Source organism: Paenibacillus sp. NPDC058367, from assembly GCF_042723305.1.
Classification (GTDB): Bacteria; Bacillota; Bacilli; order Paenibacillales; family Paenibacillaceae; genus Paenibacillus_AQ.
In genome coordinates this window covers 1,787,665-1,809,558 of the sequence record NZ_JBHXIZ010000001.1, presented here as the reverse complement: position 1 = coordinate 1,809,558, position 21,894 = coordinate 1,787,665, and the positions used below count along the sequence as shown (strand labels likewise).

Here is a 21,894-nt window from a genome sequence, read left to right as displayed (position 1 = left end):
ATTCCCTATAATGACCAGCAAGGTCAGATTTCTTCGTAGTGAATGAATCGACTTGTATGCTATATTCCTCCATCTATGCAAAACACCCAACCAGCTGTAATGAGCCTGTTGGGTGTTTTTTGCTAAATAACTTAATAGTTTCTTACAAATAGAAGTTTTTCGTTCTTTGATTGTTCACAGGTTTCTTAGCAGGTTTACTCTTTCGAGCAGAAAAAGGAGTGTATCCACCAGCAAACATTGTTCCGCTAGTATATCCTTGGCTGCTGGAGAGCAAAAGCGGGTCAAGGTGTGATTCTCGCTCCATAAGCATTAATAGAACCAAGGCAGCTGCGCGCGCGTCATCGAGAGCGTCATGGTGCTTCAGCTCAATTCCGAAATGCTCGGAGACTACATTAAGTTTATGAGAGGGAAGCTCGGGCAGCATTTTTTTGCCTAGTAAATAAGTACATAAGTATTGAAAGCTCGGATAGCTTATGGACATCCCATCGAGGCAATACCGCAGTACACTCATATCAAAAGCGGCATTGTGCGCTACAACGATTCGTCCGTGCAGCAAAGGTTCAACGGTGGGCCACAATTCGTGGAAAGTAGGCTGACCGATTACCATGGAGGGGGTGATGCCATGTATCGAAATGTTCATGCCGTCAAACCGCTGTTGCGGATCGATCAGCCAAGAATGTTCTGCCGTGATTACGCCATCTTTAACTTCCACAAGTCCCAAAGCACAGGCGCTGGATCGACTGGAATTCGCCGTTTCAAAGTCAATTGCTATAAAGTCCATTCGTAAAGCTCCTCATCTATCATATATACATTTATATTAAAGTAGTAAAATGATAAATACAATCTAGTACAAGTTACATATAGTAGTTGAGTTAATAATAAGGAGATGAGAGATTGCGGCTTATAAAAGGACAAAAGGTGGATCTCACGAAAGGGCGAAGTGTAAACAAGCTGGAACTGAAGTTTGGTTGGATGACCGCTGATGCTAGGATTAGCATAGATGCGGCTGCCTTTTTGTTGTCTGATCGGAATCGCTGCGAACGCGATGAGAACTTTATCTTTTACGGAAATCCGGTGTCTATAGACGAAGCGGTAAGTCACTCAGTCTTACAACAAGGAGTTGATAAAGAAGCTATCGTCATAACGCTCTCCGGGCTTCCTGTGGACATTACTAGAATAGCTTTAACATTAACGATTTATGAAGGAGAACAATCAGGGCACTCTATGAAGCAAGTCTCTGCTCCTTATCTACGTTTAGTAGATGGTGACAGTGATGAGGAATTGTTCATTTTCGATTACGGTTCTGATCTTTCCAAGGAGACAGCGATTGTAGTAGGAGAACTTTATCGGTATGGATCAGAGTGGAAATTTAGTGCTATTGCTAGTGGATTTGATGGGGGATTGGCTGCATTATGCACCCACTATGGGTTAGATATTGAAGAAGCCGAGGGAAGTAATGAGGTAGCTGCTACTCCTGAGTTAACAATTCCTTTAGTACCGATTCTTTCGGAAGAGAAGAACGTGCTATCCAACATTGACTTACGAAAAAAGATTGTCCAGATCACCTTAGAAAAAAAGAAATTGACTGGTGTAACAGCGAGAGTAGGAATCGTACTGGACATTACAGGCTCGATGAGAAGCCTTTATGCGAATGGGACAGTGCAAGAAGTGGTAGAGCGTATTTTAGCTGTTGCCTGTAAATTCGATGATAACCAGTCACTGGATGTATGGGTCTACGATACCGAGTTCAGTCGCTTACCACCTGTGACAGAGCAGGAATTAGGAAGTTATGTGTTTACACATATTATGAATAATAATACAATCCATAAATTTGGCCGTAATAATGAACCACCAGTAATGGAGGATATCATTAAAAAATACACAGAAGAAGAGCCGGATTCTACACCGGTATTTATTATTTTCATCAACGATGGTGGTGTCGTGAAGCCTACTAAGAAGGTGATTATGGCGGCTTCTGTTCAACCGATTTTCTGGCAGTTTGTAGGGATTGGAAATTCCGATTTCGAAGTCTTAATGCAACTTGATACCATGAAGGGGCGTTTGGTGGATAACGCTAATTTTATTCATCTGGATCGGATTGAACAAGTGACGGATGAAGAGCTTTACGATCAGCTACTAAATGAATTTCCCACATGGCTAAAAGCAGCAAAGGAAAAGCGAATTATTCGAGCATAAATAATGAAAAAATCTAAACAGAATAATCGGACACTATACATGGAGCCATAACCATCTACCCGAGTAGAAGTGTTGTGGCTTTTTCAAGTTTCGTTATCTTGCTATCCTATTCAAGAATCCGTACACTGCAAAATAGATGTTGTATATTATTGTTAAGCTCAGATACGGGAGGAAATACTTTGGGAGCTGTAATCACTAAATTTTTTGAATATGGGCAAGCAGAAATCGATTACCTCGGAAGTGTGGACCCAGTGCTAGGTGCGGCGATGGCGCGAATGGGGAAAGTGGAACGTGTGATTATTCCGGATCTTTTCACTGCACTTATCTATGCCATAGTAGGTCAGCTAATATCAGTCAAAGCGGTTCGAACTATCTGGACAAGAATGCAGGTTCAATTCAGAGAAATAACTCCGCAGCAGCTAGCTATACACACAGCAGATGAGATTCAGGGTTGCGGTATGACGATGAAAAAGGCGGTTTGTATTCATGACATTTCCAAGCTGATTGCTGATGGAGAGTTTAAGCTGGAGGAATTATATGGATTGTCCGATCAAGAGGTTATTCAAAGACTCATGAAGTTAAAAGGTATTGGTAAGTGGACAGCAGAGATGATGTTAATTAATTGTATGGAGCGCCCAGATGTAGTCAGTTGGGGAGATATCGCCATTCGTCGCGGCATGATGAAGCTGTATGGGCTTGATACGCTTACCAAAAAGCAATTCGAACAATACCGTCTCAGGTACTCACCACATGGTTCGGTAGCTTCCATATATTTATGGGAGATTTCATTTCAATAATTAATACGTAGGGAGCACTATAGTGGACAAAACAATAAAGGAACAGCTAGTGGAGTTGGCAGATGCGGACTACCAGAAGTTTTCTGCGGCTTTACTTCCGACGATCGATAATGTGATAGGAGTCAGGCTACCGGAGCTGCGTAAACTCGCCAAAACCATTGCAAAGGGTGACTGGAGAGCCTATTTGGAGCACGCCGACTCTGATTTTTTTGAAGAGGTAATGCTGCAAGGTATGGTACTTGGTTATGTGAAGGCAGATCCTGAAGAAATTCTGCATTATATTGCGGACTTTATTCCTAAAATCGATAACTGGTCGGTATGTGATAGCTTTTGCACAGGGCTGAAGTTTACCTTGAAGAATAAAGAGCAGATGTGGGACTTTATAGTGCCGTATCTGTTATCTGACAAAGAATATGAGATTCGATTTGCGGTAGTAATGATGCTTAATTTCTTTATTGAAGAAGCGTACATCAGTCGGATTCTACAACTACTCGATAAGGTCAGACATGAGGGGTATTATGTGAAAATGGCGGTTTCTTGGGCGCTATCGATGTGTTATGTGAAGCTGCCTGCGGCTACGATAGATTATTTGAGAACTAACACTTTAGATGATTTCACCTATAACAAAGCTTTGCAGAAAATCACAGAGTCTTACCGAGTAGATCCGGAATCGAAAAAAATGATTCGCGGGATGAAGAGGAACAGAAAAAACAAGCCCCTTATATAGCTCAGTAGCTGAGAAATAAGGGACCTGTTATTATATTTATTTTTTGTCGGTATTGATTTTCCGGTTGCGGATACGTTCAATTTCATCATCAACAGCACTACGTAGGTTGGGATCAATAGACGAGCCTGCACTTGAGTTGGATTTATACTTGGAGTTTTCCGCCAATGCTTCCCACTCGAAAATTTTCTCTTCCATTCGTTCGAAGCCACGTGAAGCGGTACCCACATTCGGTCCTTTTACACTGTTGCTATGAGGAGCCGAGCTTAGTGTTTCTGTAGCTTGCTGGGCACGAGCGATAAGCTCAGTTCTTTTCGCTTTAAGATGTTCGCGCTCTTCTTTAGCTCTAGCGATGTTGATCTCCAGCTCTGCCAGGGATTGCTGAGTTTGTGCCTGACTATTGATACTCTCATCCAGCTGTTCTGTATACCGCAGCTTGGCCATGAGTGCAAGGCGTGCTCTTTCTTCATTTCCTTGCTCAACCGCCTGAACGGCTTCAGCTTCGCTCTGCTCTATCAGCTGAGTATATTCTTGCTTACGGCGTTCCAATACACTCGCTGTAACTTTTAAATCCCGCTCATTGCGTTCTGCCGTAGCTATTTCGTTCTCAAGATCGCGTAGATACTGACCCGTCAGTAGCACTGGGTTTTCTAATTTGTTCAGACCTTCGTGTAGGGCAGCTTTAGTAAGGGTGGAAATTCTTTTAAATAAACTCATATTATATCTCTCCTTAGTATGTTTGATTGGTATGAAAGGACGATCTGTTAATAGAAATCATGTCCATCCGAAAAGCTGCCAAAAGGTTCTTTAGGGACGATGATGCTGGCGATAAAGTAAAAGATAAGTACGGTACCGAAGCTGAAAAGTGCTGCGGCAACAGTTACGAGACGGAGAATTGTGGCATCGATGCCTGACCAACTGGCAAGACCTCCGCATACACCACTAATCTTCTGGTCACTTCTGGAACGATATAATTTTTTCATTTATTATTGTCATCCTCTCTAATGGGGGTAATTGTGTTTAAATCTTGCAACCCGCTTGCTTATGTACTCATTGTATAGTCTTTTTAAATGCGGCAAAACGGCCTGAAGGCGGTTTTATATACCAGACCTGAGTCGAGGTTCGTTCCCGCAGGAAGGCGGGGGAAATAAGTTCATGATTGTGGATGAACTACAAATCCCGGTTGAAGTTAGGTACAATAAAGAGAGGAATACTTGTGGTGGTGTCGAAATATGCTTATATATGACTACTACGGAATAGGGGGCTGAACATGAGCTTTTTTAACAAGGTAAAGGCAGGCGTGAGCGAGGCTGGCAATAAAGCAAAGACAGTGGTGGAGATCAATCGTTTGAAATTACAGAACAACAGCAAGCAGAATGACATTGACCAGCAGTATCAGGTAATGGGTAAACTGTTGTTTGAAGCTGTAACACAAGGAGCAGGACCATTGCCGAGTGAGCAGATCGAGAAGAATATTTCCCGTATTCTTGAACTGAAATCGGAGATTGAGGTTAATCTGCAACAAATTGCGGGGTTGTCTGATGTGAAGCAGTGTAAAGCGTGCGGTGGCAATGTGGCAATCGAGGCTCGCTTTTGTCCGAGTTGCGGATCAACTTTTGAAGTGGCTCAAGAGCCAATTCGTGATGTAACACCATCGTCGATTACTTTGGATAAGAAGGAATAAAGCTACTGCATGTAAGAAATTCATGAACAAAAGGACAGCTTAATAGCTGTCCTTTTTTTATTTTTAGGAGAGAAGTCGTTTAAACCTTGGCAGCAAAACGTTTTTTTAAATAATACACAATTAGCAACATAAGCGGCAGAACAAATGCACAGGTGAAATCCCAATCTACCCAGTAGGTGGGGATTTCCTTTACATAAAAAATGATGTCTTTGGCAATCAGTTGTGACATACCAAATAACAAAAATCCAGTGGGTAGGATCAGAGGACGGTGGCTTTTGAGTTTAAATAATTGGGCTGTACCTAATGTTAAAGCATAGTAATAAATGGCTGTTTTAAAGTACGTGCTGATAATCCATGCTGTAGCCATAAGCGCTTCGATACGTTGTAGAGAATTAGCAATATTAATTTTTTGAGCAAGAATATATGCGGCATAAAATTGATGTTCAGAAGCGTAAACACCAAGAACGGTAAGGGAAAAAAATAAGATGAGGTTAAGTCCGAGAGCTCCGATGATCAGGGCTATGAAAATATCCCGGCTTGTTTTGCTATTCTTCTGAGCATAAGGATATACCATAAGAAACACGCATAATTCACCAAAAGGATAAAAAACACCATACATCAAAGTATGGAGCATGTCCGGTACTGGTGTGTTCATAATGGGGTATAAACGTTCCATTTTGACATCGGGAGTCAGCAGAAGCAGCAGACCGATCAAAAAAATTGCAAACAAAGGGAAAAAAAGCTGAGCTGCCCGTCCCAATGTTTCCAGACCCAGTCGTACACCATATACCAGCAGGAAAATGGCCATAAAACGGATAACCCCACCGGGTGTCTTCTCGTAAATCTGTGTACACATGAAATCTTCAATTTCTCTTATGTAAGTGGAAGCGGCAATCAGGAAGAACACTAAATAGAACAAGGCTACAGCAGTTCCGGCCCATTTTCCTAGAATTTGTAGGCTAAGCTCGATAATATTCTTGTTTGGTTCAATGTCTGCTAAGCAGAGCAACAGTTTTATGGTCGCTAGGCCCAAGGGAATACTAATCAAAGCAGCAATCCATGCATCTTGTTTCGCTCCTGATATCATTAACGCTGGATATACAAGCGCCATATCCCCAATAAATGTGAATAGCCCGAGTATAATCATTTGATTGGTACTAATTCGATCTTTCTCCAAATGCATATACCCCCTCAAATTTATTGGACTAGTTTTAGTATGGTTGTAGTTACCAGAATTATGCCATTCCGAATTTTAATCAGAAAGGAATAATTATCAAAATTAACATCAAACTATACTCATTAATCTAAGTGAAGTGGAGGCTACATCGTGAAAAGTTCGGAGACGGGTACACTATCAAAGCGATTGAAAACCAATATTGATCAGTTGAACGGATTGCTGGGCGGAAGTTCTGATGTAGTGATAAAAGAGTTGCAGATAGAAGAAAATACTAATATTTCTTTGATTTACATAGATGGTCTTGTGGATACTCAGGTACTGCATAATTCAATTTTGTATTCTTTGCAGGAACATATTCCTTATGAACAGCTGGGAAAGCTTGAGCCCGAGCAGAAGATTGAGATTATTAAGAAACAGATATTAATAGCCGGTGATCTAACCGTTATCGTTGATTACAGCCAATTCGTACACGAATTGCTGTCCGGTAGTGTAATGCTGCTGCTCGATGGGACATCCACCGCTCTCCGAATCGGCTTACCAGGCTGGGAAGATCGCAATGTAGGGGAGCCCAGTTCCCAATCGGTTGTTCGAGGTCCAATGGAAGGATTCACTGAGAATTTACGGACGAATACGGCACTGGTTCGGCGGAAAATAAAAGATAGCCATTTATGGCTGGAAACCGTTCAGATCGGAAGGGTAACTCAAACCAGCGTATCCATTATGTATCTAAGCAACATCGCGAATAAGGAGTTGGTGCAAGAAGTAAAACGCCGTCTGAATAAAATTGATACGGACAGTATTCTCGAGAGTGGATATATTGAAGAATTTATTCAAGAGACGGTATTTACACCATTTCCTACCGTATACAACAGTGATCGTCCAGATACGATTGCAGCAGGTATTTTGGAAGGGAAAGTGGCCATTATTGTTGATGGAACTCCTTTTGTACTTTTGGTACCCACATTTTTTGTAGCATTTTTTCAGTCTGCTGAGGATTATTACCAAAGGGCCGATATTGGAACATTGCTGAGATTAGTTCGTTTTATTTCGTTTTTTATCACTTTGCTTGCACCTTCATTGTATGTTGCGATTACTACGTATCATCAGGAGATGATACCGACCAATCTTGTAATTAGTTTAGCTGCCCAGCGGGAAAGTGTCCCTTTTCCTGCTTTTGTCGAGGCGCTGATCATGGAAATGACTTATGAGATTTTGCGGGAGGCCGGGGTGCGGATACCTAAAAATATTGGACAGGCAATTTCCATTGTCGGAACGTTGGTGATTGGACAAGCAGCGGTTGCAGCGGGTTTTATTTCATCTGCAATGGTCATTATTGTATCGCTTACAGCCATTTCTAGCTTTGTTATTCCGGAGACAGGAATGTCAATAGCTGCGCGGATGATCCGTTTTGTGCTTATAGCTTTAGCCGGATTTATCGGATTATATGGAATTCTATTCGGTATTTTTATCATTGTACTGCATTTGTCGAGTTTGCGTTCTTTCGGAATGCCTTATATGAGTCCGCTCGGACCTTATAATTCAAAAGACTTAAAAGACTCTATCTTTCGCTTTCCGTGGCCTTTTTTAAAGACAAGACCTGCTGAGAACAAGACGCAGAACCTATTTCGTCAAAGCACATCCAGTGATGAGGAATCGACACAATGAATAAAAAATTAGTTAGAGGCGCTCTCCGATTGATGATAGCTCTCCAATTTACTTTAGTGCTAAGTGGCTGTTGGGAAAGAAAGGAGCTAAATGAGGTAGCCTTTGTCCTGGGGATAGGGATCGACAAGGCTGAAACTGGTTATACAGTTTCGATGCAAGTCGTTATTCCATCTGCGATTTCCTCACAATCGAATGGAGGAGGGGGAGGCACTGGAGTCCCAGTGGTTGTTTATAAATTTACGGTACCTACGTTTTATGATGCACAACGTATGTTGAATTTGGATAGTTCCAGGACGAGTTATCTTGGTCATATCCGGGTGTTAGTGATTGGAGAGGAACTTGCACGCTCCGGAGTGGGCGAGATACTCGACGTATTTAAAAGAAGTCGGGAAGCTCGAATGGATTTCTACGTCATGGTTGCCAGAGATACAACCGCCAGCGATGTCTTGAATGTCCTTACACCTATGGATAAATTACCAGCGAACAAATTATTTAGTTCCCTAGATAATTCTTATAAAGATTCAGCAAAAACAGTCGCTGTCACGCTGGATGATTTTATTGAAAATTTATTGGCTGAAGGTGAACATCCTGTACTGACCGGAGTGGAAGTTATGGGAGATCCCAAAGAGGGGGGAGATAAAAGCAATGTAGAGCGAACAATGCCTAAGGCGAGATTGGAATACCATACTGTAGCTGTGTTCAAAAAAGACAAACTGATCGGTTGGCTAAACGAGGGTGAAACGATTGGTTACAATTATATCAATGATAAGGTAACCTCACATTCTGGCGCGATAGCAGGGGAAGACGAAAAGCCTATTGTTATCGAAGCGATCCAGGCTTCAACCAAACGCAAAGTGAAAATTATTGATGGGGAGCCGCATATTTACCTTGACGTTAAGACGCTTTGCAACATTGAAGAAGTGCAAAGTACAGAAAATTTGGAATCGGAAAGCACCATAAAACGTTTGGAAAAGGAAACAGAGGAACGGATTATAGAGCGGATGCAAAACACTGTGGAGCAAGTAACTAATCGCTTCAATGTTGATATTATGGGATTTGGACAATCGATCTACCATGCCAGTCCTAAAGCTTGGACAAAGCTACAGCAAAAAAAGGGCGACGATTACCTTAAATCATTGCCCATCCATTATAGTGCCTCAGTAGTTATTAACCGCGTAGGTCTAACTGATAATTCTTTTCTTGAAAAAATCAAGGAGTGAGTCTAATGGTGTTATTGTTTTTTTTGGCGCTTGCTTTAGGTTGTATGGCACTTGATTTGCCTAAATTAATGCGAAAGCGCCGAGTACGTGATCTTAGCGTATATTTTATATTTTGGATTTTGGGACTTGGCGCGACCGTATGTGCGTTGTTAAAATTGAACATTCCGAGTCCTCTGTTTCTGATTATTCTTATCTATAAGCCAATAAATAATTTATTTGGAGTGTGGTTTCATTAACAACGACGGATTTACAAATTATCAAACCCCTTAGAATAAGCATCGGATAAAACTTCTGGTTTATCTGATGAAATTCTAAGGGGTATTTTTTTATGACGATCAAAACCAAATTCTCAATTGTTGTAAAAACAGATTAAAATATTCATTGCTATATACAATTAAATACAATAAAGTTGTCATATAGAGGATAATTTTGTCGATTTTTCTGCAAAAATGTTCCAATCCATATTGCATCAGGCGATATTAGGGTCTATGAGGTTCGAATCCTCCTCCTGAAAAAGACATAAGAAAGTGGTGCGCATATGAGTAGCAACAGATTTGAGAACAAAGTAGTTATTATTACAGGTGCAGGTACCGGAATCGGAAAAGCTACAGCCTTAAGAGTAGCAAGAGAGGGCGGTATTGTAGTAGTTGCCAATCGATCAGATGCCGGCGCTAACACAGTTGAGGAAATTAAGGCTCTAGGTGGGGAAGCGATGTTTGTTCGGTCAGATGTTTCTCTCGAAGCAGACTGCAAAAATATCGTAGATCAAACATTAGCGGCTTATGGAAAAATTGATTGCCTATATAATAACTCAGCAATTACAGGAGACAATACGGATGTTATAGACTATGATCCGTTGTTGTTTCAAAAAGTGATTCAGACAAATCTCACTAGCCAATTCTACATGTTGCATTATACATTACCTCATATGAAATCTGGAGCTTCCGTTCTAAACTGCTCCTCTTTGCATGGTATTTTTATCGGGATGGCCAATGATGCAGCTTATTCAGCAAGTAAACATGCTATTGTGGGGATGACTAAATCGGTTGCCAAAGAAGTGGGTCACCGTAACATTAGAGTAAATGCCCTTTGCCCAGGACCTATCCCTACACCAACCATGAACAGATATGAAAAGCTGTTGTCTGATGATGTAGAGATGCTTCAATCTCTTATCGCTTCTGGAACGGCTCTGGGTAGATACGGTACGCCTGAGGAAGTAGCTGCGTTTGCATGCTTCCTACTAAGTGATGAGGCTTCGTTTATTACAGGTACAGCACATGTGATTGACGGGGGCTATTCCGCAACAAAGTAATCACGGATTGATTTACTTATATAACAACTAATATATATTATTAAAGGCTTTGCGGCGTATTCTGATTCCAAAAACCTGAAGGATGACTGGATTGGAATCGGAAGTCGCACGCAGAGCCTTTTTTAGTTGTCTAAAAAAATAGATTCTTCGTATGTTGGCAAAATGAATGGCTGCAAGAGACAGTAGATACACAAAAATGAATGAATTAAGGAAAATATGACCATGGATATGTTGGAATTTGTAGAAATTTGTATTTTAATATAAATAAAAAAAGAAATTTGTCGATAATAATATAGGTAATATGTATTAGTTAATATTCTAGAAAGGGTGTTGTTATAAAAACGATACAGGAAGTAGATGTCGTCGCCCTGAAAAAGCATGGGGTGGGTATTTTTTGTCTGTGAAGTTACATACATTTCATCTCTATTATTAAAAAAATAACGTTAAAACTTGGAGGAAAAATAATTATGTCATACACAATTAAGTACAACCAAAATGAGAACCATATCGATGTAGTATCTATTGATTTTTCAGCTGAAGATGTTCCAGGATACCTGAAAGATTTTGAAAATATCATGAAGCTTGTTAAACCTAAATTTACAGGAACAACTGATGTAACTGATTCTAAAAGTGTACTTACTCCTGAGGTTGCAGCTATGCTAGCCCCTACAGGTGCTATGGCGAGTGAAGCTGGTCAAGCAGGATGGGCTTATGTAACTAAAAACCCAATTTGGAAGATGCAATTGAAACGTATTTTTGGTAGAGATTTTGCAGATGCTTACGATACCTACGAAGAAGCTAGAACATACCTGAAAAGCTTGCAATAATCTAATCTTACAGTTAGCAAAAAGTGCGGAGAATTTTCTCCGCACTTTTTTGCTTTATCTATATTTAAAATTGAAAATCTTCATCTTTCAGCGGCTCCACGTTAAGCGCCCGGACGTATCCGTTACCTTTTTTCGAGAAGAAATCATGCTGCTTGGTGTGGGTACTGATGCCATTCTGAACAATCGGGTTGATCTCTTCCTCGTCGAATAGCGGATCATGCCCCAGATTCATCATGGCTTTGTTAGCATTGTATCTAAGGAAGGTCTTGACCTCGTCCACCAGTCCGATGGGAGCGTAGATCTGCTCGGTATAACGTTCTTCATTCTCATGTAGCAGTCTAAGGAGGTCTACCAGCTTCTGGTGTAGCTCACGCTGCTCGTCATCTGGTAGCCCGTCAAAGATCTCCTGCGCCAGCACACCGACATATACGCCATGGATGCTCTCATCCCGCAGAATAAGGTCGATGATCTCACCGCTGCATGTCATTTTGCCTTGGCCAGCTAGATAAAGCGGGTAGAAGAAGCCACTGTAGAACAAGTAGCTCTCGAGCAGCACTGAGGCTGCCATGGCAAGGTACAGATCTTTGGGTGAATCTATTTTTTTGTAATATTGTGATATGGTCTCTGCCTTGAACTGCAGATAAGGGTTCTCTTCAACCCAGCGGAACACACTGTCAATCTCCTCTGTGGAGGACAAAGTGGTGAAAATGCTACTGTACGATTTGGCGTGAATCTGTTCCATCATGCCCATAAAGCCAAGCACAGCCTTGCGCTGAAGACCTTCGACATGCTCCATAATCTGCGGCATACCTACTCCGCCTTGAATCGTATCCAGCAGTGTGAGTCCGCCGAGTACCTTCATATAGGAGTCCTTTTCTTGCTCACTGAGCGTGAGCCAGGACATTTTATCATCGGATAATGGAATTTCATCGTCCGTCCAGAATTGCATAATGTTCTGATTCCAGAACATCAATGAGAAATCGTCGTCAGGACGGTTCCAGTTAACGGCTTGGATAGCGGTCATAATATGGCAATCTCCTTTTCTGCGGCTATTAGCCTTCCAGTTAGATCGAGCAGGTGAGGCATTCCTCAACGGACAGCTTTTTGGTCCGGGTGTAATACAGCGACTTCAGGCCTTTATGCGCCGCGTACAGATAGGAACGGGCCAGTTCTCTGGTTGAGACATCACTGTTCACATGCAGAACGGTCGAGATGCCCTGGTCGATATGGGGCTGAATTTCCGCGATCAAATCGATCACCTTGAACTGATCCATTTGGTAAGCCGATTTATAGAAAAATACATTGTCTGGACGCAGGTACGGCATCGGATAGTAAGTCGTCGAATTAGCATAAGTCCGTGTCTCAATCTGCTCTACAATAGGCATAACGCTTGAAGTAGCATTTTGAATATAGGAAATGCTGGCTGTTGGCGCAATTGCTAAACGGTAAGCATGGTACAAGCCATTTGCTTTTACTGCATCCCGCAGTTGTTCCCAGTCCGTAGGGGATGGGATGAAAATATCTCCGAACAACTCTTGTACTCTTGGCGTTACAGGGCGGTAATCCGTAGTCAGGTAACGCTCAAAATAAGCTCCTGTAGCATAATCAGAAGCCTCAAATCCATGGAAAGACCGGCCGGTTGCAGCAGCGATCTCCATGCTTTTCTCCAGTGAATGGTAGTTCATGGTCATGAAGAAGGTCCGGGCAAAATCGCGAGCCTGTTCGCTTTCATAAGCGATCTTGTTCTTGGCCAGATAGCCGTGCAGATTCATGACGCCGAGACCGACGGAGTGCATCTCTTTGTTAGCTTTGGCTACGCCTGGGGCATTAGAGATGCTGGTCATATCGCTGACTGCAGTCAAGGCGATCATGCCTTCATGTACCGATTCACGGATTTTGCCATGCTCCATCACGTTGACAATGTTCAAGGAAGCCAGATTGCAGCTTACATCACGGCGGATGGTATCTTCCTGTCCGTAGTCAGCAATTTCTGAGGTCTCCTGCAGCTGGAAGATTTCTGTGCAGAGGTTGGACATTTTGATCTGTCCGACATTTTTCAGGGCATGGGCCGCATTAGCGTTGCTCTTGTTCATAATATATGGATAGCCAGATTCCAGCTGGATCATGGCGATTTTGGTCAGCATATCCCGTGCGCTCATGGCCTTTCTCTTTTTGACACGTGGATCGGCTAGCAGCTTATCGTACATATCATCCAAATCCATGTCATCAAGATGCGTGCCATAAGCCTTGTACACACTGTAAGGGGCAAATACATGGAGCGGTTCATTGTCCTTCGCCAGCTTATAGAAGTGATTCGGAATGATCAGGCCGATGGACAGGGTTTTGAGTCTTGTTTTTTCGTCGGCGTTGATCTTCTTACTGTCGAGAAATTCAAGAACATCCCATCCAAAAATATTGTAGTAGGCGGCTCCAGAACCTTTACGTTGACCCATCTGGTCAGCATAGGAGAAGCCGTCCTCCATCAGCTTGAGCACAGGTATAATGCCCTTAGCCGCATCCTCGACACCCTTGATTGTCTCACCGCGGGAACGAAGCTTGGACAGGTTGACAGCCACGCCACCGCCGATCTTCGAGAGCTGCATGCAGGTATTGAGCACATAGTTGATCGAATTAAGCGAGTCGTCCATTTCGATAAGGAAGCAGGAGACAAGCTCACCGCGACGACTCTTGCCGGCGTTTAAGAAGGTTGGGGTCGCTGGCTGCAGACGCTGCTCCATCATCGAACGGGCAAGCATGCCAGCAGTAGCGGCGTTCCCGCGCCCTAGGTGAAGGGCAACTGCCGCCACACGGTCCGGATAATGCTCCAGATATTGCTTGCGGTCATTGCTTTTTACAGCGTAATCCGTATAGAACTTCGAAGCAGCCATATAGGATGGAAAGCTGAAGTTGTAAGAATGGGTAATTTGGTAGACATCTTCAATCTCAGCCAAGCTGTACTGTTCGTAAAAATTTTCGTAGAAATCCTGTTCAATCATATAATCAACCTTGGCTTTTGTATTCTCAAAAACCAAGCTCCGCCGTTCTACATCCCGCATAAATTCGGCTACTGCCTCAAGGTCTTTATCCAATTGAAAGAAACCACTTTCGTCTCTCTTCATCAACATGTTGTTTAGTTCAATATGCCGCAACTCGGCTCACCTCCTGTTTAATTCGTTCCACATCACCAAATGTGCCCGACAGCTCAAATTTACCGATAACTGGTACATTGTACCGATCTGCAATCAAGTCTGCGCTATGCGCGAACAGCTCGCCCCAGTTCTTGTTGCCGCTGGCGGCGATGCCTTTCAAATTGGAATAATTGTTCTTCAAGAAAGTAGACACCTTCTCTGGAATCTGTCCAAAGCCGGTGGTATATGTAATAAGCACATAGGGCTCGTCAATGGTCATATGCTCTTCAATCTGCACAGCTGGCAGCTTAAGCTTACCAATGAAGCGTTTGACGTTTCCGGTTTTTGAATCGTATGCGACTAGCATGGAGTCTCTCCCCCTGTATATATTACTGTAAAGATTGAATAGATAAGCTATAAATACTGGAAAAACATATGCATACTATATTTAGTGTGCGTTGTTTATTTTAATCACTATATGTTGAAAAGTCAACATGAAAAGTGCTTCCTAACTAGTTGGAAACTGGTCTAGTAAACGCTCTATTAAAGTGTTGATATCCCGAAAATACGCAGGCTGGAGCGGTTTGCTAAGGCAGCTGTACTGTTTTTCGTTCTGGATCTTGCTGCATCATTTTTATCATGACTAATTAGCGTCGCTCCGTTGAGCAGAACTGGGAGCAGATGGATGAGATCATTAATGAAGCTAAAGCGGAGAGACTAACAATGGGTTTGTATAATTTCCCCCGTACATGCACTTCTAGGCATCTACCCACATACAATAAGATGACCATGAACCCGTAAGGCTAACAGATCGGTTTCATTGTACAAGTGCGGGAGGTGTCGCCAAGTTGCCTGGATTCTTAAGTACGATCGCGTTGCTAATCAAAGAACTGACGTTGCTGGTATCCTACGTAAGGAACAACGCATTTCCACAGCCGCTCTCGGAGCAGGAGGAAAGCAAATACTTAGGCATGATGGCTGAAGGGGATGCTAAAGCCCGAAATTTGCTTATCGAGCACAATTTGAGACTTGTCGCCCATATAGTAAAAAAATTCGATAATACTGGGGAAGACATGGAGGATCTGATCTCCATCGGCACGATCGGCCTGATTAAAGCTATTGAGAGCTATCGTCCGAACAAAGGGACAAAACTGGCCACATTTGCGGCTCGTTGTATTGAAAATGAAATTCTGATGCACCTAAGATCCTTGAAGAAAACACGTAAAGACGTATCTCTGCACGATCCGATTGGGACAGACAAGGAAGGTAACGAAATTACACTCATCGATATACTTGGCTCCGAGGCTGATGATGTTATTAAAGAAGTGGATTTGAAGATCGAGAAGAGCAAGATTTATCGTAATCTTGATATTCTGGATGATAGGGAAAAAGAGGTTGTCGTTGGGCGATTTGGGCTAGATACAGGTGGGGAAGAGAGGACGCAGCGGGAGATTGCCAAGGAGTTGGGGATCTCGCGGAGTTATGTTTCGCGGATAGAGAAGAGGGCGCTCATGAAGTTGTATCATGAGTTTTATAAGGCGAAGCGATAAATTCAAGATAGAGTAAATTAATTTAGATCGGCAGAAGCATGATAGTGTATAAGCGACTTTTCTACGGAAAAGTTGCTTTTTCATTATCATGTTGGGAAAGTTACTTAAATAGTACATAAGAACAAGAAGTTTAATAACTTTCTAGCTATTAGAGGAGTGCTACAATGAGATACTAAGAAATTTATGATCTCCATGTTCAACTGTTACATGTATATGAAAAAAATGAGAAATATCAAGGTGCATATCAGACACAAATAAATTATTGCAAGAGACAATTTTTTATAGCCGAAGATATAGTTCAACGTATTTTTGTTTTAAATCAGCTATTTAAAATCCATGGAAAAAGTAGAAAAATAAAGATAAAGTGGTGTTCAGAAGAATACTTTAAATGATGTCTGGATTTGCTATGAGAAAGATAAGGCTATGAAAATTCTCATCAAAAACCATTAAAGAGAAGTTGGGGGTTGGCCCCAATGTTTACAATTTTGCTAAAGAAATAGATTCAATTCATAAAGCCGTTAACAAAAAAATGATCCATCTGAACCTAAACAAATCTTTATAGATCATTTGAAAAATCGAATAAAGTCAAATCTGAAATAAGTCTTGAATTAGAAGATTGAATATGAATAAGTAAGCTATCGCCTTTTTCGAAATAGAGAGGGTGGTTAACATGTTAAAAATATTTAATACACCCAATTGGCTTTATAAATGCGACAAGCGATGGCTAGGGTTATGAAATACAACTGCGTATTCCTTAATACAGAGGAATCCCTGTGTGAGGTGAATTATATTGACTATGTGATGCAATTGTTCTCAGTGAGAGTTAGTTTGATAAGGATTTATACCCGCTTTACTCAAAATATTTATTTGAAAGATATTGTTTTTTATACAGCTAATAAATGCTTATTCCATCACGCTTATGATTGAAATGCCAACATGTTGGAAAAATATATACGTAAAAGAGTCGAATTCTTTGCTTATAAGAATTCGACTCTTTTACGTTACATCAGAAATTTTATGGATACAAGGTCTGCAGTTTATTCAGGCTTATTATTCTATTTTTTCTCCGTATTTATTCCCTAAATCCCCCATCAAATCAAGTATGGGAATAAATTCCTTCCCTTTTGGTGTTAATGAATATTCGACGCGTGGAGGTACCTCTGGAAACACATTACGTTCAATTAAACCATCAGCTTCTAGCTCTCGAAGTTGTTTTGTAAGTGAGCCTTGTGAAATATCCCATAAAAAAGCTTTAATTTCATTGTAACGATATTCTTTTGATTTTAGAAACCAAAGGATGAGACATTTCCAACGACCCGATAGAATACTTTGAGTATAAGAAATTCCGTAGACTTCTCTATTTTCTTTAATAAAATCCTTTTCAAATTCATAGCCATCCTTACAAATTCTAGCCATCATATCACCTTTATGTTCTCTATAGTACGAAAAAGTGTACTACAGCAATTTTTATTGCCTACTTCAAAAATTAGAGTATTGAGCTTAGTATATGATCTATATTTTAAAAACACAATCTGGAGGAATAATAATGAGATTTGGAATTATAGGTGCAGGACCAATAGGGACAACGATAGCTAATAAACTATTTATGAATAGACATAACGTCAAAATTGCGGATGCTCGAGGAATTGAACGTTTAGAAGGAAAAGAGATTGCTGGAACACCTGTGAGTGTAGAAGATGTAATTAAAAATATTGATGTTCTGATCGTATCTATCCCTTTTCATGCAATGCCAAGCATTCGTAGTATTGTAGATAAAGCTGGTAAGGAAGTAATTGTTGTAGACACTTCAAATTATTATCCTTTTAGGGACAATAAAGTTGAAGAAATTGAGGCCGGGAAGGTTGAAAGTGTGTGGGTTGAAAATCAATTAGGTAGACCTATTATCAAAGCTTTCAATAATCAATTAGCTTATACTCTTGAGAATAAAGGAACCCTCGAAGGTAATAGTGATCGCATTGCCATGGCGATTGCTGGTAATGATCTATCACAAAAACAAATCATTATGGATGTAGTAAACGAGCTAGGCTTCGACCCAATAGATAGTGGTTCTTTAAGTGATTCGTGGAGACAACAGCCAGGAACTCCTGCATACTGTACAGAACTAACAAAAGAGGAGCTAACAGAAGCTTTGAAAAGGGCAAACAAAGAGAAATCCCCGTTCCTACGGGATAAAGTATTAGGAAATTTTTCAACTGAATTTACACATGAAGATATTGTGAAGCTAAACAGAGAAACTTATAACTCCTAATTCAGGGGGCATTTCGAACTAGCAAAGAGCAATATACATTGATTTTTTCACTAATGAGACAGGATAGCTTAATAGAGCCAGTAGTACGGTAGCTGTCCATATATTGAAGGGATAAATGAGAATGTTTTTTAGGGATATCCTCCCTCCAAATAGTTGGTTTGACATCAAGTTGGAAACGTTTCAAAAAAAGATATTGAAACGTTTCCAACTTGGTGCTATTATAATTTTTATAGAGAGTTCGGGGGTGTTAAATGACAAGCATTAAAGATGTAGCTAACTTAGCGGGCGTTGCTGTTGGAACCGTGTCCAGAGTCATTAACAACTCTGGGGCTGTAAAACCCAAGACACGCATAAAAGTGGAGGAAGCCATACAAGAACTGAATTATTTTCCTAATGAAGTGGCCCGGAATTTTAAGATGCAAAAATCCAAGATGGTAGCTCTGCTGCTCCCAAGCATTTGGAATCCATTCTTTTCTGAGCTTGCATACTACATTGAGGATGAACTGGACCGCGAGGGCTTTAAGCTTATGTTATGCAATAGCGGTGGGAAACCCGAAAAGGAGTTATATTATCTCGAAATGCTCCGTCAGAACAAAGTGGCTGGTATTGTTGGCATAACTTACAACGATATCGAGAACAATGTGAGCAATGATATTCCGATTGTAAGCATCGATAGACACTTTAACAAGAAGATTACCTGTGTAACTTCAGATAATTATGAGGGCGGACGTATCGCTTTAAGGGAGCTTGTGAAAGCTGGGGCTAGGAAACCGGCTTTTATGGGAAGCGTCACTTCGGTTTTCAGCGAAACCATGAACCGGAGACAAGGATTCATTCATGAAGCGGAATCTTTAGGAATCGATTATGTGATCTACGAGAAACCTGATCCCATTGTGGATGACAGTGCTTATATTAACGAGTTTCTCAACGAGCATAAAGATGTAGATGGTGTCTTTGCTATTACTGATATGTTGGCTGCCAACTACATAGACAAAGCACGCAGGCAGGGCATTCGTATTCCAGAAGATGTTAAGGTCATCGGTTATGACGGCATACAGGATAATCCTTATTTTCATCCTATCTTATCAACGATCAGGCAGCCGGTGGAAGAGATGGCACGCATGTCAATCAAACTACTCTATGACAAGATTGATGGCGTAGCTTTAGATAAGCAAGTGTATCGTATTCCTGTTATATTCAAGCAAGGTGAAACTACCTGATCCCATTTGGATCGAAAAACTTCAGAGCATCCTGTGTAAGAAATCTATTAACTGATGTTTTTCTTTATAAAATTGGAAACGTTTCAAAAATAATTAGGAATGCATAGCTCTTATATAATATTTGTTAAAACATCAGCAAATTAGGATGTTTATTGGTATAGATCGACTCACTAAGGTTATCCACAACCTAAATTGGAAACGTTTCAAAAAAGGATGCTTTTATATGAAAGGGAGATTAAGCGTGAATTCAACTACTAGCGGGGCAAATCGTTCCATGATCAAGCCAAAACGTAAATCCTGGAGCAGGTTTAAGCGCGACTATGAACTGTACCTATTTTTACTACCGATTATTATTCTGTATCTCGTATTTAAGTATTACCCGATGTATGGAGTGCAGATTGCATTTAAGGATTTTTCGCCAAGTCAGGGCATTTGGGGAAGTGAATGGGTAGGCTTCCAGCACTTTATAGACTTTTTCAATACCTATAACTTTTGGGCAATTATCAAGAACACGCTCTCACTCAGTTTCCTTTCATTGTTGTTTGGCTTCCCGGCTCCAATCATCATTGCTATTATGCTAAATCAGATGATGGGGAAAAAATACAAGAAATTTGTTCAGACAGTAATCTATGCACCACATTTTATATCAACCGTTGTGCTAATCGGCATGCTTAATGTTTTTCTGTCTCCAAATAGCGGAATTGTAAATCACGTCATCACCTTGTTCGGAGGAAATCCCATTCTGTTTATGGCCGATTCAGGCTGGTTCCGACCTTTGTATATACTGTCAGGCATCTGGCAGGAAACAGGCTTCGCCACCATTATCTACCTTGCTGCTCTTGCAGGTGTCAATCCCGAACTTCATGAAGCTGCAATTATGGATGGAGCCAGTAAATGGAAGCGTGTATGGTATGTGGATATTCCAAGCATTTTACCGACGATCGTTATCCTGCTGATCCTAGCTCTCGGCAACATTATGAGCATTGGTTTTGAAAAGGCATTCCTAATGCAGAGTGATTTAAATTATGCCACCTCCAATATTATCCCGACTTATGTATATGAAATGGGGATTCAGAAGGCTCAATATAGCTTTTCTACGGCAGTCGGTCTGTTCAATTCACTAATCAATATTATCCTAATTTTCACTGTTAACCGGATCGCCAAAAAGATGACAGAAACTAGTCTGTGGTAAGGAGGAGCTTATTGTGAACCAATTAACGAAGCGAAAGAGCAGTGGGGATGTATGGTTTGACATAATCAACTACTTTTTGTTGACCATCATTATGCTGCTTGTATTATATCCCTTGTATTTTGTTCTGGTAGCATCATTCAGTGACCCCAATTATATCTACTCAGGTGAGGTCTGGCTGTTTCCGAAAGGCTTTACTCTGGATGGTTATGAGCGAATATTTGCTGATTCCTCCATATGGATCGGATATGGAAATTCAATTCTTTATGCGACTTTCGGGACATTAATCGGAGTAGCCGTGACTGTGTTTGCGGCTTACCCGTTAGCCCGCAGAGATTTGGCCGGGAAGTCTGTGATTATGTGGTTTTTACTAGTCACTATGTTTTTTAGCGGTGGGCTGATTCCAACCTATTTGCTGATCAAGGATCTTCACCTGCTGAATACGATGTGGGCATTAGTCATTCCAGGGGCAGGTGGTGTATTCAACGTTATCATTGTTAGAACCTTTTTTCAGTCTTCTATCCCGGATGAATTATGGGAAGCAGCATCGATTGACGGATGTTCCAACACGAGGTTCTTCTGGAGCATTGTCCTACCTTTGTCTAAGTCTATCTTGGCGGTGATGGTGCTGTATCATGTGGTCGGTTTCTGGAATGGTTTCTTCGACGCTTTGATCTACCTGAATGATGAGAGCAAGTATCCTCTACAATTGGTGCTCCGCAACATTCTTGTTCAGAATCAGGTCAGTTCGGGAATGATGATCGATGTGGAATCCTATGCAGCTAAGATGCGCGTTACAGAACTGATCAAATACGGTGTCATCATGGTATCCAGTCTGCCGCTGCTCATTTTGTATCCTTTCCTACAAAAGTACTTTGTTAAAGGTGTAATGATCGGCTCGATCAAGGGATGAGGCGGATAGGGTTTTGAAGGGGG

General features: G+C 41.3%; 22 protein-coding genes and 1 pseudogene. 15 read left to right on the top strand and 8 right to left on the bottom strand.

Annotated elements, in window-relative coordinates; all coding sequences use genetic code 11:
* Positions 1-142: 142 nt before the first annotated feature.
* Positions 143-781 carry a 3'-5' exonuclease gene (locus ACFWMP_RS07790; protein WP_076286301.1) on the bottom strand — a complete coding sequence of 213 codons (639 nt, stop codon included), beginning with the start codon at positions 779-781 and terminating at the stop codon, positions 143-145.
* Positions 782-894: 113 nt separating this feature from the next.
* Between ACFWMP_RS07790 and ACFWMP_RS07785 the strand changes: the two are divergent.
* From ACFWMP_RS07785 to ACFWMP_RS07770, 4 genes and pseudogenes are all read left to right on the top strand, one after another.
* Positions 895-1,413: pseudogene (locus tag ACFWMP_RS07785) on the top strand (TerD family protein); the annotation flags it as partial.
* Positions 1,414-1,500: 87 nt separating this feature from the next.
* Positions 1,501-2,196, top strand: coding sequence for a vWA domain-containing protein (locus ACFWMP_RS07780; protein WP_042193439.1), 696 nt, complete (start codon positions 1,501-1,503; stop codon positions 2,194-2,196).
* Between the two features lie 179 nt (positions 2,197-2,375).
* A complete protein-coding gene (locus ACFWMP_RS07775; RefSeq protein ID WP_339245914.1) occupies positions 2,376-2,993 on the top strand; it encodes a DNA-3-methyladenine glycosylase family protein in 618 nt (205 codons plus the stop codon).
* A gap of 22 nt (positions 2,994-3,015) precedes the next feature.
* Positions 3,016-3,720, top strand: coding sequence for a DNA alkylation repair protein (locus ACFWMP_RS07770; RefSeq protein WP_076286299.1), 705 nt, complete (start codon positions 3,016-3,018; stop codon positions 3,718-3,720).
* Positions 3,721-3,756: 36 nt separating this feature from the next.
* On the opposite strand, the gene ACFWMP_RS07765 is transcribed toward ACFWMP_RS07770, so the two are convergent.
* Positions 3,757-4,434: a PspA/IM30 family protein gene (locus tag ACFWMP_RS07765; RefSeq protein ID WP_379422891.1), complete on the bottom strand. Its 678-nt coding sequence runs from the start codon at positions 4,432-4,434 to the stop codon at positions 3,757-3,759.
* Between the two features lie 47 nt (positions 4,435-4,481).
* The gene (locus tag ACFWMP_RS07760) at positions 4,482-4,700 is read right to left on the bottom strand and encodes a PspC domain-containing protein (RefSeq protein WP_042185808.1); all 219 of its coding nucleotides are present in this window, start codon (positions 4,698-4,700) and stop codon (positions 4,482-4,484) included.
* 287 nt (positions 4,701-4,987) lie between these two features.
* Between ACFWMP_RS07760 and ACFWMP_RS07755 the strand changes: the two genes are divergently transcribed.
* Complete coding sequence (locus tag ACFWMP_RS07755; RefSeq protein WP_076286297.1) at positions 4,988-5,401, top strand: zinc ribbon domain-containing protein; 414 nt, start codon at positions 4,988-4,990, stop codon at positions 5,399-5,401.
* A gap of 79 nt (positions 5,402-5,480) precedes the next feature.
* Here ACFWMP_RS07755 and ACFWMP_RS07750 read toward each other — a convergent pair whose 3' ends face one another.
* Positions 5,481-6,584 (bottom strand): GerAB/ArcD/ProY family transporter, encoded by a 1,104-nt coding sequence (locus ACFWMP_RS07750; protein ID WP_379422888.1) that lies wholly within the window; start codon positions 6,582-6,584, stop codon positions 5,481-5,483.
* 144 nt (positions 6,585-6,728) lie between these two features.
* Here ACFWMP_RS07750 and ACFWMP_RS07745 point away from each other — a divergent pair, with 144 nt between their 5' ends.
* From ACFWMP_RS07745 to ACFWMP_RS07725, 5 genes are all read left to right on the top strand, one after another.
* Positions 6,729-8,243 carry a spore germination protein gene (locus tag ACFWMP_RS07745; RefSeq protein ID WP_379422886.1) on the top strand — a complete coding sequence of 505 codons (1,515 nt, stop codon included), beginning with the start codon at positions 6,729-6,731 and terminating at the stop codon, positions 8,241-8,243.
* The gene (locus tag ACFWMP_RS07740) at positions 8,240-9,463 is read left to right on the top strand and encodes a Ger(x)C family spore germination protein (RefSeq protein WP_379422884.1); all 1,224 of its coding nucleotides are present in this window, start codon (positions 8,240-8,242) and stop codon (positions 9,461-9,463) included. The genes ACFWMP_RS07745 and ACFWMP_RS07740 overlap by 4 nt, the downstream gene beginning before the upstream one ends.
* Before the next feature lie 5 nt (positions 9,464-9,468).
* Positions 9,469-9,699 carry a hypothetical protein gene (locus ACFWMP_RS07735; protein WP_379422882.1) on the top strand — a complete coding sequence of 77 codons (231 nt, stop codon included), beginning with the start codon at positions 9,469-9,471 and terminating at the stop codon, positions 9,697-9,699.
* A 302-nt stretch (positions 9,700-10,001) separates the two neighbouring features.
* A complete protein-coding gene (locus ACFWMP_RS07730) occupies positions 10,002-10,775 on the top strand; it encodes an SDR family NAD(P)-dependent oxidoreductase (protein WP_042185818.1) in 774 nt (257 codons plus the stop codon).
* A gap of 467 nt (positions 10,776-11,242) precedes the next feature.
* Positions 11,243-11,602 (top strand): hypothetical protein, encoded by a 360-nt coding sequence (locus ACFWMP_RS07725; RefSeq protein WP_042185820.1) that lies wholly within the window; start codon positions 11,243-11,245, stop codon positions 11,600-11,602.
* A 64-nt stretch (positions 11,603-11,666) separates the two neighbouring features.
* On the opposite strand, the gene nrdF is transcribed toward ACFWMP_RS07725, so the two are convergent.
* The 3 genes from nrdF to nrdI are packed head-to-tail and all read right to left on the bottom strand — an operon-like array spanning position 11,667 to position 15,097.
* Complete coding sequence (gene nrdF, locus ACFWMP_RS07720; RefSeq protein WP_042185822.1) at positions 11,667-12,626, bottom strand: class 1b ribonucleoside-diphosphate reductase subunit beta; 960 nt, start codon at positions 12,624-12,626, stop codon at positions 11,667-11,669.
* A 40-nt stretch (positions 12,627-12,666) separates the two neighbouring features.
* Positions 12,667-14,751 carry a class 1b ribonucleoside-diphosphate reductase subunit alpha gene (gene nrdE / locus ACFWMP_RS07715; protein WP_379422879.1) on the bottom strand — a complete coding sequence of 695 codons (2,085 nt, stop codon included), beginning with the start codon at positions 14,749-14,751 and terminating at the stop codon, positions 12,667-12,669.
* Positions 14,738-15,097 carry a class Ib ribonucleoside-diphosphate reductase assembly flavoprotein NrdI gene (nrdI, locus tag ACFWMP_RS07710; protein WP_042185827.1) on the bottom strand — a complete coding sequence of 120 codons (360 nt, stop codon included), beginning with the start codon at positions 15,095-15,097 and terminating at the stop codon, positions 14,738-14,740. Before nrdI ends, nrdE begins: the two co-directional genes overlap by 14 nt.
* A gap of 481 nt (positions 15,098-15,578) precedes the next feature.
* Between nrdI and sigK the strand changes: the two genes are divergently transcribed.
* Positions 15,579-16,280, top strand: a complete 702-nt coding sequence (sigK, locus tag ACFWMP_RS07705; protein ID WP_042125228.1) for an RNA polymerase sporulation sigma factor SigK — start codon at positions 15,579-15,581, stop codon at positions 16,278-16,280.
* A 1,050-nt stretch (positions 16,281-17,330) separates the two neighbouring features.
* Here sigK and ACFWMP_RS07700 read toward each other — a convergent pair.
* Positions 17,331-17,696: a winged helix-turn-helix transcriptional regulator gene (locus ACFWMP_RS07700; protein ID WP_379423554.1), complete on the bottom strand. Its 366-nt coding sequence runs from the start codon at positions 17,694-17,696 to the stop codon at positions 17,331-17,333.
* Positions 17,697-17,826: 130 nt separating this feature from the next.
* Between ACFWMP_RS07700 and ACFWMP_RS07695 the strand changes: the two genes are divergently transcribed.
* The 4 genes from ACFWMP_RS07695 to ACFWMP_RS07680 all read left to right on the top strand — a co-directional run bounded on the left by ACFWMP_RS07695 (position 17,827) and on the right by ACFWMP_RS07680 (position 21,871).
* Complete coding sequence (locus ACFWMP_RS07695; protein ID WP_379422876.1) at positions 17,827-18,549, top strand: NADPH-dependent F420 reductase; 723 nt, start codon at positions 17,827-17,829, stop codon at positions 18,547-18,549.
* A gap of 251 nt (positions 18,550-18,800) precedes the next feature.
* Positions 18,801-19,769 (top strand): LacI family DNA-binding transcriptional regulator, encoded by a 969-nt coding sequence (locus ACFWMP_RS07690; protein WP_379422874.1) that lies wholly within the window; start codon positions 18,801-18,803, stop codon positions 19,767-19,769.
* Between the two features lie 223 nt (positions 19,770-19,992).
* On the top strand, positions 19,993-20,961 hold the full coding sequence (locus ACFWMP_RS07685) for an ABC transporter permease (RefSeq protein ID WP_379422872.1): 969 nt from the start codon (positions 19,993-19,995) through the stop codon (positions 20,959-20,961).
* Between the two features lie 13 nt (positions 20,962-20,974).
* Positions 20,975-21,871 (top strand): carbohydrate ABC transporter permease, encoded by an 897-nt coding sequence (locus ACFWMP_RS07680; RefSeq protein WP_379422870.1) that lies wholly within the window; start codon positions 20,975-20,977, stop codon positions 21,869-21,871.
* Positions 21,872-21,894: the final 23 nt, after the last annotated feature.

Excerpts from the sequence above, each read along its gene's own strand:
- ACFWMP_RS07790 (WP_076286301.1), bottom strand. The coding sequence starts at position 781 with ATGGACTTTATAGCAATTGACTTTGAAACGGCGAATTCCAGTCGATCC.
- ACFWMP_RS07765 (WP_379422891.1), bottom strand. The coding sequence starts at position 4,434 with ATGAGTTTATTTAAAAGAATTTCCACCCTTACTAAAGCTGCCCTACAC.
- ACFWMP_RS07760 (WP_042185808.1), bottom strand. The coding sequence starts at position 4,700 with ATGAAAAAATTATATCGTTCCAGAAGTGACCAGAAGATTAGTGGTGTA.
- ACFWMP_RS07755 (WP_076286297.1), top strand. The coding sequence starts at position 4,988 with ATGAGCTTTTTTAACAAGGTAAAGGCAGGCGTGAGCGAGGCTGGCAAT.
- ACFWMP_RS07750 (WP_379422888.1), bottom strand. The coding sequence starts at position 6,584 with ATGCATTTGGAGAAAGATCGAATTAGTACCAATCAAATGATTATACTC.
- ACFWMP_RS07740 (WP_379422884.1), top strand. The coding sequence starts at position 8,240 with ATGAATAAAAAATTAGTTAGAGGCGCTCTCCGATTGATGATAGCTCTC.
- ACFWMP_RS07735 (WP_379422882.1), top strand. The coding sequence starts at position 9,469 with ATGGTGTTATTGTTTTTTTTGGCGCTTGCTTTAGGTTGTATGGCACTT.
- ACFWMP_RS07730 (WP_042185818.1), top strand. The coding sequence starts at position 10,002 with ATGAGTAGCAACAGATTTGAGAACAAAGTAGTTATTATTACAGGTGCA.
- ACFWMP_RS07725 (WP_042185820.1), top strand. The coding sequence starts at position 11,243 with ATGTCATACACAATTAAGTACAACCAAAATGAGAACCATATCGATGTA.
- nrdF (WP_042185822.1), bottom strand. The coding sequence starts at position 12,626 with ATGACCGCTATCCAAGCCGTTAACTGGAACCGTCCTGACGACGATTTC.
- nrdI (WP_042185827.1), bottom strand. The coding sequence starts at position 15,097 with ATGCTAGTCGCATACGATTCAAAAACCGGAAACGTCAAACGCTTCATT.
- ACFWMP_RS07700 (WP_379423554.1), bottom strand. The coding sequence starts at position 17,696 with ATGGCTAGAATTTGTAAGGATGGCTATGAATTTGAAAAGGATTTTATT.
- ACFWMP_RS07695 (WP_379422876.1), top strand. The coding sequence starts at position 17,827 with ATGAGATTTGGAATTATAGGTGCAGGACCAATAGGGACAACGATAGCT.
- ACFWMP_RS07690 (WP_379422874.1), top strand. The coding sequence starts at position 18,801 with ATGACAAGCATTAAAGATGTAGCTAACTTAGCGGGCGTTGCTGTTGGA.
- ACFWMP_RS07685 (WP_379422872.1), top strand. The coding sequence starts at position 19,993 with ATGAAAGGGAGATTAAGCGTGAATTCAACTACTAGCGGGGCAAATCGT.